This is a genomic window from Rhizobium beringeri (genome assembly GCF_004306515.1).
Classification (GTDB): domain Bacteria; phylum Pseudomonadota; class Alphaproteobacteria; order Rhizobiales; family Rhizobiaceae; genus Rhizobium; species Rhizobium beringeri.
This window is the reverse complement of sequence record NZ_SILG01000001.1, coordinates 234177-249048: the sequence shown is the minus strand read 5'-3', so window position 1 is coordinate 249048 and position 14872 is coordinate 234177. Positions and strand designations below refer to the sequence as shown.

The 14872-nt window shown below is 62.5% G+C and carries 11 protein-coding genes; 4 read left to right on the top strand and 7 right to left on the bottom strand.

What is annotated here, in order from left to right; translation table 11 throughout:
* Nucleotides 1-61: 61 nt before the first annotated feature.
* Nucleotides 62-322: a BON domain-containing protein gene (locus ELH03_RS01315; RefSeq protein WP_128412205.1), complete on the bottom strand. Its 261-nt coding sequence runs from the start codon at nucleotides 320-322 to the stop codon at nucleotides 62-64.
* 178 nt (nucleotides 323-500) lie between these two features.
* Here ELH03_RS01315 and ELH03_RS01310 point away from each other — a divergent pair, with 178 nt between their 5' ends.
* Nucleotides 501-767 carry a hypothetical protein gene (locus ELH03_RS01310; protein ID WP_164902066.1) on the top strand — a complete coding sequence of 89 codons (267 nt, stop codon included), beginning with the start codon at nucleotides 501-503 and terminating at the stop codon, nucleotides 765-767.
* A 107-nt stretch (nucleotides 768-874) separates the two neighbouring features.
* Nucleotides 875-2935 (top strand): ATP-dependent helicase, encoded by a 2061-nt coding sequence (locus ELH03_RS01305; protein WP_130765916.1) that lies wholly within the window; start codon nucleotides 875-877, stop codon nucleotides 2933-2935.
* Nucleotides 2936-2946: 11 nt separating this feature from the next.
* On the opposite strand, the gene ELH03_RS01300 is transcribed toward ELH03_RS01305, so the two are convergent.
* The 5 genes from ELH03_RS01300 to mscL all read right to left on the bottom strand — a co-directional run bounded on the left by ELH03_RS01300 (nucleotide 2947) and on the right by mscL (nucleotide 9210).
* The gene (locus ELH03_RS01300; protein WP_128412203.1) at nucleotides 2947-3999 is read right to left on the bottom strand and encodes an enoyl-CoA hydratase/isomerase family protein; all 1053 of its coding nucleotides are present in this window, start codon (nucleotides 3997-3999) and stop codon (nucleotides 2947-2949) included.
* 159 nt (nucleotides 4000-4158) lie between these two features.
* Nucleotides 4159-6120, bottom strand: a complete 1962-nt coding sequence (locus ELH03_RS01295) for a putative bifunctional diguanylate cyclase/phosphodiesterase (protein WP_105004896.1) — start codon at nucleotides 6118-6120, stop codon at nucleotides 4159-4161.
* Nucleotides 6121-6228: 108 nt separating this feature from the next.
* Nucleotides 6229-7263: a UDP-glucose 4-epimerase GalE gene (galE, locus tag ELH03_RS01290; RefSeq protein WP_128401929.1), complete on the bottom strand. Its 1035-nt coding sequence runs from the start codon at nucleotides 7261-7263 to the stop codon at nucleotides 6229-6231.
* A 220-nt stretch (nucleotides 7264-7483) separates the two neighbouring features.
* Nucleotides 7484-8650, bottom strand: coding sequence for a pyridoxal phosphate-dependent aminotransferase (locus ELH03_RS01285; RefSeq protein WP_128412202.1), 1167 nt, complete (start codon nucleotides 8648-8650; stop codon nucleotides 7484-7486).
* Nucleotides 8651-8772: 122 nt separating this feature from the next.
* On the bottom strand, nucleotides 8773-9210 hold the full coding sequence (mscL, locus tag ELH03_RS01280; protein WP_128412201.1) for a large conductance mechanosensitive channel protein MscL: 438 nt from the start codon (nucleotides 9208-9210) through the stop codon (nucleotides 8773-8775).
* 206 nt (nucleotides 9211-9416) lie between these two features.
* Here mscL and ELH03_RS01275 point away from each other — a divergent pair, with 206 nt between their 5' ends.
* Nucleotides 9417-12962: a hybrid sensor histidine kinase/response regulator gene (locus tag ELH03_RS01275; RefSeq protein ID WP_128412200.1), complete on the top strand. Its 3546-nt coding sequence runs from the start codon at nucleotides 9417-9419 to the stop codon at nucleotides 12960-12962.
* Between the two features lie 9 nt (nucleotides 12963-12971).
* Here ELH03_RS01275 and ELH03_RS01270 read toward each other — a convergent pair whose 3' ends face one another.
* Nucleotides 12972-13529 carry a TetR/AcrR family transcriptional regulator gene (locus ELH03_RS01270; protein WP_128412199.1) on the bottom strand — a complete coding sequence of 186 codons (558 nt, stop codon included), beginning with the start codon at nucleotides 13527-13529 and terminating at the stop codon, nucleotides 12972-12974.
* Nucleotides 13530-13665: 136 nt separating this feature from the next.
* On the opposite strand from ELH03_RS01270, the gene ELH03_RS01265 reads away from it, so the two are divergent.
* Nucleotides 13666-14868, top strand: a complete 1203-nt coding sequence (locus ELH03_RS01265) for an MFS transporter (RefSeq protein WP_130765915.1) — start codon at nucleotides 13666-13668, stop codon at nucleotides 14866-14868.
* Nucleotides 14869-14872 lie beyond the last annotated feature (4 nt).

Below are 14872 nucleotides of genomic sequence, written 5' to 3'. Positions count from 1 at the left end.
GGCCTTTTATTTGATGCATGTCGTTGTCCCAAAACCGCTGCACACTTTTAGGCGACATGCATTAGCGTCGCAGCAGGCGGCTGCGCACATAGCCTCGGCCGACGACGCTCTCGGCAATCTCGACCGCCCGCTCGACATCACTCCGCCGGCGCACGACACCTTCCAGGATGAGATAGGAACCCGATATGCTGACGGTGATTTCGCCGGCTTCGATATCACCGGCCGCATGAAGAGCGCTTTCCACCGAGGCGCGCGTCGCCGCATCGCTGTGGCCCTGGCGGCCGGGCTCTTCATGCCCCGTGAATGCTGGAAAGCCGAGCACCGTGAACGTTTCCTGATGTTGGTTGATGTCAGTTAACGCCGCCGCGAGGCATTTCGTTGCGTCCCGCCAAACATGAAGGGCCTCTTCGGCAGAGATGCCTGCGCCGTGGCATGGGCTACCCTTGGCGAAAGGCGCCGCGGCTTCCATATCTGGCTGCAGTCGAAAAAGGATGACGATGATGAAAGCGCTTCTGCCCGCCTTGTTTGCCGGGGCATTGCTTGCCGGCTGCTCCTCGGCCGATAGGCCGGCGCTGGAACCCATTCCTGGCAGCATTACTTATGGCGGCCAGCCGCGAACGAAGCTTACCAAGTCGCCGATCGGCAGCGCCGTCTACAACCAGTTCTACAACGGGACCGGCCAGCGCGTGGAGGAAACCTATATTCTCCAGCCGGACCGCAGCCTGAAGCTGGTGCGGCGCGAGATCGGCCCGGATTTCCCCGACTGAAGCTTCCCTCGCGCGCCGCGGCGCTTGACAGAGGCGACAATCGCGAACATTCAAGGAACATCTAATCTTTTCGCAGTGATTCTGCGGGAGCCCAACCGGACGGCTGGATGTACCTCGAAAAGCTCAATCCGCAGCAGCGCATGGCCGTCGAGCACGGCACGCTCATCGACGGCAACCATATTGCCGGGCCGCTGCTGGTCATTGCCGGTGCCGGCTCCGGCAAGACGAATACCTTGGCGCATCGGGTCGCCCATCTCATCGTCAAAGGCGCCGATCCCCGCCGCATCCTGCTGATGACCTTCTCGCGCCGGGCAGCCGCCGAGATGGCGCGACGCGTCGAGCGCATCTGCCGCGATGTGCTTGGCTCGAATGCCGGCGTCATGGCGGATGCGCTTTCCTGGTCCGGCACCTTCCACGGCATCGGCGCGCGGCTGTTGCGCGATTATGCCCAACAGATCGGCCTCGATCCCGATTTCACCATCCACGACCGCGAAGACAGCGCCGATCTGATGAACCTGATCCGGCACGACCTTGGTTTCTCGAAGACGGAAAGCCGCTTCCCCACAAAGGGCACCTGTCTTGCCATTTATTCAAGGGCGGTGAATTCGCAAACCGCGCTCGACCTCGTGCTGCGCGACGTCTTTCCCTGGTGCGCGGCGTGGGAGAAGCAGCTGCGCGAGCTATTCGCCAGCTATGTCGAGGCCAAGCAGAGCCAGAACGTGCTCGATTACGACGATCTGCTGCTCTACTGGGCCCAGATGGTCGGCGAAGCGATGATTGCCGAGGATATCGGCAGCCGCTTCGACCATGTGCTCGTCGACGAATATCAGGACACCAACCGGCTGCAGGCCTCGATCTTGCTGGCGCTGAAGCCCGGCGGCCAGGGGCTGACCGTCGTCGGCGACGATGCGCAGTCGATCTATTCCTTCCGCGCCGCAACGGTGCGCAATATCCTCGATTTTCCCGCCGCCTTCAGCCCGGCCGCCAATATCGTCACGCTCGACCGCAACTACCGTTCGACGCAGCCGATCCTCGCCGCCGCCAACGCCGTCATCGATCTCGCCTCGGAGCGCTTCACCAAGAACCTCTGGACCGAGCGGCAATCGTCCGAGCGGCCCCGCCTCGTCACGGTGCGCGATGAGGCCGAGCAGGCGCGCTACGTCGCCGACATGGTGCTCGACAACCGCGAGGAAGGCCTCACCCTCAAGCAGCAGGCCGTGCTCTTCCGCGCCTCGCATCACAGCGGGCCGCTGGAGGTTGAGCTGACCCGGCGCAACATCCCCTTCGTCAAATTCGGCGGGCTGAAGTTTCTCGACAGCGCACATGTGAAGGACATGCTGGCCGCCCTTCGCTTCGCGCAGAACCCGCGCGACCGGGTGGCGGGCTTCCGGCTGATGCAGATCCTGCCGGGCGTTGGGCCGTCGACGGCGCAGAAAACGCTCGACCTGATGGCCGAGGATGCCAGCCCGATTTCTGCTCTCGCTGCCATGCCGGCGCCGCCGCGCTCCGGCGAGGACTGGACAATGTTCGTTTCGATGCTGCAGGAGCTGAAGACCGGCAAGGCCGGCTGGCCGGCGGAAATCGGCCTGGCACGGCAATGGTACGCGCCGCATCTGGAACGGCTTCATGAGGACGCAGCGACGCGGCAGGCCGATCTGCTGCAGCTCGAGCAGATCGCCAGCGGTTATGCCTCGCGCGAGCGCTTTCTGACCGAGCTCACGCTCGATCCGCCGGATGCGACCAGCGACCAGGCGGGCGTGCCGCTTCTCGACGAAGACTATCTCATCCTGTCGACCATCCATTCCGCCAAGGGCCAGGAATGGACGAAGGTCTTCATGCTGAACGTCGTCGACGGCTGCATACCGAGCGATCTCGCCGTCGGCACAACCGCCGAAATCGAAGAGGAACGCCGGCTGCTCTATGTCGCCATGACGCGTGCACGGGATGGTCTCGACCTTGTCGTGCCGCAACGCTTCTTCACCTATGGGCAGAACTCGCAGGGCGACCGGCATGTCTATGCCTCACGCAGCCGCTTCATTCCGGCAACCCTACTGCAGTTCTTCGAGGCCTGCAGCTGGCCGCAGGTGAAATCCGGCAGCGTCGCCCAGCAGCAGGCGCGGCAGGTGCGCATCGATGTCGGCGCCCGCATGCGCGGCATGTGGCGATAACTGGATAGCGTTCAGAGTGAAAGCGGCGGTTCGGCCGGTTTCAGGAAGTGCTCGACCGTTGATGCCTGCACGGCCTCGACTGGCGCCGGCGACCATTGCGGATTGCGGTCCTTGTCGATGACAGCGGCGCGGATACCCTCGAAGAAATCGGGATTATCAAGCATCTGCAGACACGCGCCGAGTTCGCGGCCGAGGCATTCGGCAAGCGAGGCGCTGCGGCGGCCGGCCCTGAGCAGCCGCAAAGCGAGCTTCAGACTGGTCGGTGAACGCGTCAGCATCACCCGGCGCGTCTCGGCGGCGAATTCGCCTTCCTCCCCGGCGAGTGCTGCCAGGATTTCCTCGACGCTGTCGAAACGGAATGCGCGATCGATCACCGCCGCGTTCTGTCGCAGCCGGCTTTCTCCCTGAGGCTCAGAAAGCGCCTGCAAGACGGCATCGACATCGCTGGATGAACTGCCGCGCGGCAGGCTCGAGAGAGCATCGGTCACCTCGCCGAGCCGCGACGAAGCGATCTGAAGGTCGGCAAGCCCAGCGTGGATCGCGTCCGCGGCACCGATATCGAGCCCTGTCAAACCGAGCCATGTTCCCGCTTCGCCGGGCGCGCGCGGCAGCAGCCAGGTGGCGCCGACATCCGGGACATAGCCGATGCCGGTTTCGGGCATGGCCAGCCGCGTGCGCTCGGTGACGATGCGGTGGCGGCCGTGCGACGACAGGCCGACGCCGCCGCCCATGGTGATGCCGTCCATCAGCGCGACATAGGGTTTGGGATAGAAAGCAATCATGTGGTTGAGGCGGAATTCCTCGCGCCAGAAGCTTGCCGCGAGACCGTCGCCGGCGCGGGCGCTTTCATGCAGGACGCGGATATCGCCGCCGGCGCAGAAGCCGCGTTCGCCCTCCCCCATCATCACGACGCTCGCCACCTCGGGATCTCGGGCAAAGTCGTGCAGGGTCGCGGTGATCGTGCGGATCATCGGCAACGTCAGGCTGTTCAGCGCCCGCGGCCGGTTGAGCCTGATGACGCCCGCGGTGCCCCGCCGTTCAATGATGACTTCGCCGTCCTGCATGGTTCACCTCAATTGCTAGAGCATTCCGAGTCACGGAATGCTCTAGCTTTTTGTTTTTGCGCAATTCCGGACGCAAAACCGCTGCACACTTTTGCTGGAATTGCTCCTGACCATGAATAGCCGACGATGCGCCATCGCTCCAGTCGATTTAAGGTCGGTTCAGGCAGACAGCGAATTGCGGGCGGAGGCTTCGGCCTCGCACCGGGCGGCGTAATCGATGGCAAGTTCCAGTGGCAGCGGCCGCGAGAAATGATAGCCCTGCGCCAGACGCACGCCCATCGCTTTCAATCCCTCAGCGATCTCTTCGCTTTCGACGCCTTCGGCGACGGAGGCAATGCCGAGATTCTGGCAGAGATTGGCGACCGAGCGGGTGATGTTCATGCAACGGGCGTCACGATCGAAGTTCATCACGAAGGACTTGTCGATCTTCAACTTGTCGAAGCCGAGGCGATGAATATGGCTGAGGCTCGAATAGCCGGTGCCGAAATCGTCCAGCGCAATCGAGATGCCGGCAGCGCGCAGCATAGTGATCACCTGATCGGCAGTGTCGAAATCGGAGAGCAGCGCGGTCTCGGTGATCTCGAATTCGATGCGCCTGGGATCGATGCCGGAGCGGGTGATCATGGCAAGCAGCGCCATCGAGGTCTCGTGGTCGCAGATATCGCGCGCCGAGAGATTGAAAGACAGCCTGAGATGCCGCGGAATGATCGCCAGCGCTTCGAGCGCCTTGGCGAAGAGGATGCGGGTCATGCGGCCGATGACCGCCGTGCGCTCGGCAGCGGGAATGAAGGCGTCAGGACTGATACGGCCGAAGCGGGCGCTGTCCCAGCGGGCGAGCGCCTCGTAAGCGACGACGCGGCCGCTCCTCAATTCGACGATCGGCTGATAGTCGAGTTTCAATTCCTTGGCGAAGTCGTTCGCCTGCAGCTCGAGTTCGATCAGGTGGCGCTGGGTCAGGATCTTCTCGTGGTCGGCTGAGAAGAATTCGACGCCGCTGCTGCGCTTGCTCTTGACCTGATAAAGGGCGAAGTCCGCTTTCTCGTAGAGATCCTCGGCGGTGTACTCACCGATATCGGGATAGACGATACCGCAGGAACCGAAGACGCGGACCGAGCCGTCGGGGATTTCGTAGGGATCGCGGACGGCAGCACAGAGCGCCTGGCCGAGATCGGCGATCGCCTGGCGCGTCATCAAGGAGGGAAAGATGATACCGAACTCATCACCGCCGAGACGGGAGACGATGCCCTCTTCGCCGACCAGCGCGACGAAGCGGCGGGCCGTCTCCTTGAGCACGAGATCGCCGGCGGCATGGCCGAAGACGTCGTTGACCGGCTTGAAGCCATCGAGATCGAGAATGCCGAGGACGGGCGGCGAGGACGGATCTTTCTGCAGCCGTTTTTCCAGCGAGAGAAAGAAGCTGCGGCGATTGGCAAGGCCGGTCAGCTGGTCATGCAGCGCATTGCGGCTGTTGACGAGGTTCAGCTCCTCGGCTTCCGCCTGCTTCTGCTTCAGTTCCTCGGTCAATTGCACCAGACCGACGAAATTCTGGAAATAGCTGTTGATCACCCGGAGGAAGGGCAGGATCAGGAAGAGGCCGCTGACAGCCGTCGCGACGAAAACGGGATTGCCCGAAAACATGAAGGTCGCGACCATGGCCGAGAAAGTGATGACCGTGGTCAGCGCCGCCGCCATCGGCAGATGCATCAGGCAAAAGATGCAGGAAATGCCGGTGACAACGAGGAAATAGGCGATCTGGCCCTGCTGGGAGGCATCGCCATACTGGTAAAGCGCAATCGCCCAGCCGCCGAAAGCGACGGTCAGGATACCGGCCCCAGCCATCGTGAGCTTCATCAGCCTGTAGGCCCGCTCGGCGGTCACATCTTCCTTGCCCCTGATCTCCCACCAGCAGAGACGGAAGACGCAGACGACGCTCAAGGTCACAGGAATGTAGAGCGAGAGCCAAAGGGGGGCGGATTTGAGGTGGGTGATCGCCACCGCAAGGGCGTTGATAATCAGCAGGACATAGAGAATGGGTATCTGCGACGAGAGGGCCCGGAACTGCGCCAGCAGAAGCGTCGGATTGTCTTTTTGCAGCTGCAATGAGGCCAGAAAGTTCTTCATCTTCTCCTTTCCGTCGGCCAGAGCCAGCCAGAGAAAGCTTGATTTTTCCTTATTCACGTAACGGCATGCGGCCCCCGCAGCCGCGGGGATGGTAAACAGGCTCCTGCATCAGAACGAAGCGGCGGCGAGTGCCCGGTGGATGCTGTGCAGGTCGTCGACACTCTTGTTCGACAGGAACAGTTCCCAATTGAGCGAGCTCTGGACGATGGTTTCCAGCGAATCGTATCTGGGCTTCCAGTCGAGCACCTGCCGGGCGAGCGAAGCGTCTGCGACGACGCTCGCCGAATCGCCGGCGCGCCGCGGCGCCATATGGATCTTGAAGGAATGCCCGTGCAGGCGGGTGACCATGTTCAACACGTCGAGCACGGAATAGCCGCTGCCGTAACCGCAATTGGCAACGAGCGAGCCCTTGCCTCTGCGCAGGTGCTGCAGCGCTTTCAGATGTGCATCCGTGAGATCGCTGACATGGATGTAGTCGCGCACGCCGGTGCCGTCATGGGTGGGATAATCGATGCCGTAGACATTGACGCTGTCGCGCGTGCCGAGTGCTGCCTCGCAGGCGACCTTGATGAGGTGCGTGGCGCCTGAGGTCGACTGGCCGGCACGATGGTGCGGGTCGGCGCCGGCGACGTTGAAGTAGCGAAGCGCGACATAGTTGAAATCATAGGCGGCGGCGGCATCGCGCAGCATGAACTCGGTCATCAGCTTCGACTGGCCGTAAGGATTTTCCGGATTGAGGGGGGCCGTCTCCTTCACCGGCAGGTCGGTCTTTTGCTGGCCGTAGACAGCCGCCGTCGAGGAGAAGACGAAGTTGCGGATGCCGGCCTTGACCGAAGCGCTCAGAAGCGCCCGGGTCTTGCCGGAATTGTTGTCGTAATAGGAGAGCGGATCGGCGACCGAGACGGGAACGACGGCGGAACCGGCGAAATGGATGATCGCCTCGATGTCGTTTTCGATGAAGACCTTTTTCAGTATGTCGGGGTCGGCAATGTCGCCGAGATAAAAACGCGCCGCCGGCGCCACGGCCCAGCGAAAGCCGGTGGAGAGGCGATCGAGCACGACCACATCCTCGCCTGCATCGAGCAGCGCCCACACCATGTGACTGCCGATATATCCGGCGCCGCCCGTCACCAAAACCGCCATGTCCCGCATCCCTGCTTTCGTTTTTATAAGCAGGGGCATCAGGCGCCGGTTTTTCTTTCCAATTTTCTTATCGAATGGCCTTTCAAGGACCTTTGAACGGGTATGTTTGGAGTCGTGGTTAGAGGCCGATTTCGGGCTTTGCTAGAGTTTTATCGATCCGGCGATTCCGGCACAAATCGATCCGGCCACCCGCCGCGATACCTCTTGCGGCCAGTGTTTCTCAGAGCTTGAGGATATAGTCGCAGAGACGCTCGGCGGCGGTCGCCACCTGCGCGGGGTCGCGCAGGAAGCAGGCGCGCAGGAAGAGTTCGCCGCCTCGGCCGAAAGCCGTTCCGGGGGCAAGGCCGACGCCTGTCTTGTCGACGATGTCGAGCGCTGCCCTGCGGCTGTCGGCGACGCCGTCGATCTTCAGGAAGGCGTAGATCGCGCCGTCCGGCTTCAGCGTCTCGACACGGTTGGTGGCGATCAGCGCATCGCAGAGAATATCGCGGGAGCGGGCAGCCTTGGCGATATTGGCAGCGACGAAATCGTCGCCTTGATCAAGGGCTGCAACGGCGCCTTTCTGCATGAATTGCGCCACGCCCGATGTCGAATACTGGATGAGGTTTTCGAGCACCTGGCCCATCTCAGGGGGTGCTACGATCCAGCCGACGCGCCAGCCGGTCATCGACCAGTTCTTCGAGAATGAATTGACGAAGATGATCTTGTCGTCCGGTTCCATCACATCGAGGAAAGAGGGCGCGCGGCCGCCGGCAAAATAGTAGCGGGCGTAGATTTCATCCGCCATGATCCAGAGGTCGTGCCTGCGGGCAAGCGCCAGGATATCGCCGAGGTCCTGTTTCGTGGCCGTCCAGCCCGTCGGGTTCGACGGTGTGTTGATGAAGATGCCCTTGGTCTTCGGCGTGATCGCGGTTTCGATGCGGTTGAGATCGACCGCCCATTTACCGCCTTCGAACTGCAGCTCAACACCGACGGAGCGCGCACCTGAGATTTCGAGAGCGGCGGCGATATTCGGCCAGGAAGGCGAGAGGTAAACCAGTTCGTCGCCCGGCGAGGTCAGCGCCTGCACGGCGATCTGGATCGCCTGCATGCCGGAACCGGTGACGTAGAAATGTTCGACCGGAAGCCGGATTCCGAAATGTCTGGTGTAATAATCCGAAAGCGCCTGGCGAAGCTCCGGAATGCCGCGCTGCCAGGTGTAGAAGGTCTCGCCGGCGGCAAGCGCGTCCATCGCCGCCCTGCTGATGAAATCGGGCGTCGGCAGATCGCCTTCACCCACCCAGAGCGGCAGCAGACCTTCGCGGCCACGGGCATAATTGACGAGTTCGACGATCCCGCTTTCGGGCGCCGCTACGGCGCGCGGGCTAAGGCTGCTGACGATCGACATGCATATCTCCGGTTTCCGCCTTCATAGCGGATTTGCACCGGCAAATCCCATGACATCCAGTGATGGCATATCTATTTTCGTGATGATTGAGCCCGGCCGGAACGGACGGGCTCCAGCCCGGATCAAGCCGTCGGGCGCTTGGCGAGAAGATCGCGGATTTCCGTCAGCAGCTGAACGTCTGCCGGCGGCGGTGGCAGCTCTTCCGGTGCGGCCTTTTCCTGGCGCTCGACCTGGGCACGCAGGGTGTTCACGCCCTTGACCATCAGGAAGATGATCCAGGCGAGAATGAGGAAGTTGATGAGCACGGTGAGGAAACTGCCATAGGCAAACACCGCTCCCTGCTCGCGGGCGGCGGCGAGCGACTGCGCGTTGACGGCCGAAGAGAGTGGGAAGAAGTAATTCGAAAAATCGAAGCCGCCGAAAATGGCGCCGACGATCGGCATGATAAGGTCATCCACCAAAGATTTGACGATACCGCCGAAGGCGCCGCCGATGATGACGCCAACCGCAAGATCCATGACATTGCCGCGAGCGATAAAGGCCTTGAACTCATTGAGCATCGGATCCGTCTCCCTTCGATACAATTGTTTTTATTAGCTACATCTTCATTGCAATTAATCAATCGGCAATCGTAATTATCCGGGGATACCCCATGCGGTCTTTGACTTAAGGCCTAGACCGGCGGGAATTCTCAAAGTGCCTGAAATAACTTAAACTGATCCACGTTGCGGGAGGTCCCGGCGGGTTTTCCGCCGGCGGAGGGTCAATGCTTCCAGGCTGGGTCATATTCGCGTCTGCCTTCGGCTATCTGCTCCTGCTTTTCGCCGTGGCGAGCTATGGCGACCGCAAGAACCGCAGCCCGGGTACGCTCGACCGCGACCGGGGCACGCTCGACCGCGGCTCGGGCACGCTGGAAGGCGGATGGCCGGTGGTCTATGCACTGAGCCTTGCGATCTATTGCACCTCCTGGACCTATTTCGGCAGCGTCGGGCTTGCGGCGCAGCGCGGCCTGGAATTTGCCGGCATCTATATCGGCCCCATCCTCGTCTTCACGCTCGGCATGCCGCTGCTTCGCCGCATCATCGAGCTCGCCAAGGCGGAGAAGCTCACCTCGGTTGCCGATTTCGTCGCCGCCCGCTACGGCAAGAACCCGACGGTCGCCACGATCGTCGCCCTGATCTCGCTGATCGGCGCCATTCCTTATATCGCGTTGCAGCTCAAGGCGATCTCGAGCACCGTCAGCGCCATGGTCAATCCGTCCGATTACGGCATCGGCAGCGGCAATCTCTATTTCCTCGACCTGCCGCTCGTCGCAACGCTGGTGCTTGCCTGCTTCGCCATCATGTTCGGCACGCGGCATACGGATGCGACGGAGCATCAGGATGGGTTGATCCTCGCCGTCTCGATGGAATCGGTGGTCAAGCTCGTCGCCTTCCTGACGGCCGGCGTCTGCGTCATCTGGTTTCTCTTCGATGGCCCGACCGATCTTTGGCGCAAGACCGTCGACAATGAGCTGGTCATGTCGGCGCTCAGCTACCATACGCCGATCAGCCGCTGGATCACCCTGATCATCTTGTCGGCTTTCGCGATCATCCTGCTGCCGCGGCAATTCCACGTGACGGTTGTCGAAAACCGAACACCGAAACAGCTGAAACTCGCAGGCTTCCTGTTTCCCACCTATCTGATCGCCATCAATCTCTTCGTGCTGCCGGTGGCGATCGGCGGGCTGCTGACCTTCGGCGGCACCGGCAATGCCGATTTCTACATGCTGTCGCTGCCGCTTGCCGGTCAGATGCCCGTCGTGTCGCTGATCATCTTCATCGGCGGTTTCTCCGCCGCAACGGCGATGGTCATCGTCGATTCCGTCGCATTGTCGATCATGGTGTCGAACGACATCATCATGCCGATCTTCCTCAGGCGCAAACTCGCCGGCCGCGCCAGCCAGCGCGACGATTTTGCCAAGACGCTGCTCAACATCCGCCGCAGCGCCATTTTCGCCGTGCTGCTGTTCGGCTACGCCTATTACCGTTCGACGGACAGCACCGCCGGCCTTGCCTCGATCGGCCTTCTTTCCTTTGCCGCGATCGCGCAAATCGCCCCAGCGCTGTTCGGCGGGCTGATCTGGCGACGGGCGAACGCGCGCGGCGCGATCCTCGGGCTGACCTCCGGCTTCGTCATCTGGGTCTACCTGCTGTTCCTGCCCTCGCTCGGAGGCCCCGATTATTCCTATGTGGCGAGCGCCGTGCTCGGCTTCATCTTTCCCGGGACCTCGCTATTCACCGCAGCCGACGCCGATCCGCTGGTCAATGCGACGGCAATGAGCCTGCTCGTCAACACCGCCTTCTTCGTCGTCGGCTCGCTCACCCGCAACGCCAAGCCGCTGGAACGCATTCAGGCCGGGATCTTCGTCAAGCGGCATTCGCGCTCGCAATTTGCCACACGCGGCTGGAAGACCCGCATCAGCGTCGGCGATCTGAAAGCGGCGATCTCACGTTATCTCGGCGAAGAACGCATGCAGCGTTCTTTCACGACCTACGAACAAAGCTCCGGCCGCAAGCTGGAGGACGAGCAGCCGGCCGACATGGCGCTCATTCATTTCAGCGAGCAGCTGCTCGGCAGCGCCATCGGCTCATCTTCGGCCCGGCTGGTGCTGTCGTTGATCCTGCAGAAGATCGAGGATGCCTCTTCCGACACCGCCTGGCTGCTCGATCAGGCGAGCGAGGCGCTGCAATATAACCAGGACATGCTGCAGACGGCGCTTTCGCAGATGGACCAGGGCATTGCCGTCTTCGACAGTTCCAACCGGCTGACGATCTGGAACCGGCGTTTCCGGCAATTGCTGGATCTGCCGGAAAGTGCGGGCCAGGTCGGTTTTCCCTTATCCGATATCGTCACCACGCTCAGCCAGCGCGGCGACATCGCGCCCGGCGATCTCAGCCAGACGGTGCGGCATTTCCTGACGCTCGACAAACCCTTTTCGCTGGTGCTCGGCGGCGGCGAGCGGATCATCGAGGTGCGCTCCAATGCGATGCCCGACAAGGGCATCGTCGCCACCTTCACCGACATCACCCAGCGCGTCAGCGCCGACCAGGCGCTGAAACAGGCGAATGAAACGCTGGAGCAGCGCGTCGCCGAACGCACCGCCGAGCTTACCCGGGTCAACCGCGAACTCGGCGAGGCGCGCGCCGCCGCCGACGAGGCGAACATCGGCAAGACACGCTTTTTCGCCGCCGCCGGCCACGATATCCTGCAGCCGCTCAATGCCGCCAGGCTCTATTCCTCGGCATTGGTCGAGCGCATGGCGCAATCCGAGAACAGCCCGATCGTGCGCAACATCGATTCCGCGCTGGAATCGGTCGAAACCATTCTCGGGGCGGTGCTCGATATCTCCCGGCTCGATACCGGTGCCATGCGGCCGCGGCTCGCCTCCGTCGCGCTGTCCGATCTCTTGGAGCGTATCCAGACCGATTTCGCGCCGATCGCCCGCGAAAAGCAGCTGAAGCTGGTGGTCATGCCGACGTCGCTCAGGGTCCGCTCCGACCCCAATCTTCTGCGCCGGCTGGTGCAGAACCTTGTCTCCAACGCCATCAAATACACGATCAACGGCAAGGTGCTGGTCGGGGCGCGGCGGCGCGGCAACCAGGTGATCATCCAGGTCATCGATTCAGGCATCGGCATTCCGCCGTCGAAATTCCGCACGGTGTTCAAGGAATTTGCGCGGCTGGACGAAGGCGCGAAGACCGCTTCCGGCCTCGGGCTCGGCCTTTCGATCGTCGACCGCATCGCCCGCGTGCTCAATCATCCGGTCGAGCTGCAGTCGACGCATGGCAAAGGCACGGAATTCCGCATCGCCATGCCGCTCGACGTCTCGCGCCCAGCCGCGGCCGCAGCAACGGTTACGCCTGCCGACCGTCCGGGGCAGCCGCTGAGCGGGTTGAAGATCCTCTGCATCGACAACGAGCCGAAGATCCTCGAAGGCATGCGGCTCTTGATCAGCGGCTGGGGCTGCGAGGTGGAGGCGCTGGATTGCCTCGCCGACGTCACCGCCCTCAATGGCCAGGAAGGACCGCCTGATATCGTCATCGCCGATTATCATCTCGGCGACGGCACCGGCATTGCCGCAATCCTGCATCTGCGCCGGCGGTTCGGCGCCGATATCCCCGCCTTGCTGATCACGGCCGACCGCACGCCGGAGGTGCGCAGCGAGGCCGAGCGATACGGCATCGCCGTTCAGCACAAACCGGTGCGGCCGGCGGCGCTGCGCGCCTATATCACCCAGATTTCCGGCCTCAAGCGCGCAGCCGCAGAGTAAAAGACACGCTTAAAGCGCCGCGCCCATGACGCACGAGACGAGATCGCGCACGCGCGCTGCATCCGGCACATCACCGAACAGGATGCGGTACATGATCGGCGCCACGACCTGATCCATGACGCGCTCGACATCCGGAAAGACCTCGCCGCGGGCCTTCGCCCTCTCGGCGATGAGACCGACCTGCTGGCGGGTAAATTCAGCGCATTTACAGGCATTTGCGCTCGCCTGCGCCGCCAATACGTCGCGGATCATCTCGCGGCCCGGGCCGGAGGACATTTCCTCGGCATATTGCTCGGCCCAGGCTTCCAGATCAGCCTTGCCGCTGCCGGCATCGATCGGCTGCATATCCGGCCGCAGCCGATCGACGGCGACATCGGCGAGAAGCTGTTGCAGGTCGCCCCAACGGCGATAGATGGTCGACGGCGTCACCCCCGCCTTGCCGGCGATCAGCGGGATCGTCACCTCGGCGCGGCTCATCTCCGCCAGCAGCTCACGGACTGCTTTGTGCACCGATGCCTGAACCCGGGCGCTTCTGCCGCCCGGACGGAGGTTCTCTTTGACTGTCATGCCTGCAACCCGACTTTCGCCCCTGATACCGTTGGTTCAAAATCTTTGATAGGATTATTAACGCAAATAATTTGCTTTTATGAGGCGCCAGCTCTACATAAGCTAACGCAACGGCTTAGCTTTAAGGGGCTTATATATGTTCGCCGCAGCCAAATCCACCGAGAATTCGCCACGCCCCTCGATCGGCATTCACGCGCTGACGCTCGCGACCTTCTTCGGCGCCTCCGCGGCGCCAACGCCGCTCTACCGGATCTATCAGGAGAACTTTTCCGTCTCACCGGTGCTGATCACGGTGATTTTCGCGGTCTACGCCTTCGCGCTGCTGGCGGCGCTGCTGACCGCTGGTTCGATCTCGGATCATCTCGGCCGCAAGCCGGTGATCTTTTTCGCCCTCGTGCTCGAAATCGTCGCCATGGCGCTCTTCGTTGTCGCGAGCGGTCCCGGCTGGCTGATCGCAGCGCGGATCGTGCAGGGGCTGGCAACGGGAATCGCCGGCGCCTCGCTCGGAGCGGCACTCGTCGATGTCGACCGGGCAAAGGGACAGATCGTCAACTCGATCGCGCCGCTTTCCGGCATGGCGGTGGGTGCGGTCGGCACCAGCGCCTTGATCCAATATGGCCCCTTCCCGATGCATCTGATCTATGCGCTGCTGCTCGTCGCCTTCACGCTGCAAGCGGCCGCCATATGGCTGACAGGCGAGACCGGGGCCAAGCGACCCGGCGCGCTCGGCTCGCTGATACCGCGGGTCACCGTTCCGCCGCAGGTGAAGCGACCGCTGTCGCTGGTGACGCCGATCAACATCGCCAACTGGACGCTTGCCGGCTTCTATCTCTCGCTGGTCCCGTCCTTGGTCGCCACCACGACCGGCAGCCGGGCGCCGCTGACGGGCGGGGCTGTCGTCACCGCATTGATGGTGAGCGGGGCGATCGCCGTCTATCTCAGGCGCAGCAAGACGGCATCGGCCAATCTCGCTTTCGGCGTGTCGGCCAAGACGCTCGGCATCCTGACCGTCGTTGCCGGCGTACATCTTGCCAATGTGCCGCTGCTGCTCATCGGCACGATTTTTACCGGCGCCGGTTTCGGTACCAATTTCCTCGGTTCGATCGGCACGATCATGCCGCTCGCCAAACCGGATGAGCGGGCCGGGCTGCTGTCGGCCTTCTACGTCCAGAGCTATCTCGCCTTCAGCCTGCCGGCGATCCTGGCCGGGTTCCTGGCAAAATCGGCCGGCTACGCGCTGACGACGGATATCTATGCGACGGCGATCCTGCTTTTGATGGGCGTCGGAGTGATGAGCATTCGCGCCGACCGGCGGAAGGTCGCGGGGAGTGCGGCCTGATATT

Excerpts from the sequence above, each read along its gene's own strand:
- ELH03_RS01305 (WP_130765916.1), top strand. The coding sequence starts at position 875 with ATGTACCTCGAAAAGCTCAATCCGCAGCAGCGCATGGCCGTCGAGCAC.
- ELH03_RS01300 (WP_128412203.1), bottom strand. The coding sequence starts at position 3,999 with ATGCAGGACGGCGAAGTCATCATTGAACGGCGGGGCACCGCGGGCGTC.
- galE (WP_128401929.1), bottom strand. The coding sequence starts at position 7,263 with ATGGCGGTTTTGGTGACGGGCGGCGCCGGATATATCGGCAGTCACATG.
- mscL (WP_128412201.1), bottom strand. The coding sequence starts at position 9,210 with ATGCTCAATGAGTTCAAGGCCTTTATCGCTCGCGGCAATGTCATGGAT.
- ELH03_RS01310 (WP_164902066.1), top strand. The coding sequence starts at position 501 with ATGAAAGCGCTTCTGCCCGCCTTGTTTGCCGGGGCATTGCTTGCCGGC.
- ELH03_RS01270 (WP_128412199.1), bottom strand. The coding sequence starts at position 13,529 with ATGACAGTCAAAGAGAACCTCCGTCCGGGCGGCAGAAGCGCCCGGGTT.
- ELH03_RS01295 (WP_105004896.1), bottom strand. The coding sequence starts at position 6,120 with ATGAAGAACTTTCTGGCCTCATTGCAGCTGCAAAAAGACAATCCGACG.
- ELH03_RS01265 (WP_130765915.1), top strand. The coding sequence starts at position 13,666 with ATGTTCGCCGCAGCCAAATCCACCGAGAATTCGCCACGCCCCTCGATC.
- ELH03_RS01285 (WP_128412202.1), bottom strand. The coding sequence starts at position 8,650 with ATGTCGATCGTCAGCAGCCTTAGCCCGCGCGCCGTAGCGGCGCCCGAA.
- ELH03_RS01275 (WP_128412200.1), top strand. The coding sequence starts at position 9,417 with ATGCTTCCAGGCTGGGTCATATTCGCGTCTGCCTTCGGCTATCTGCTC.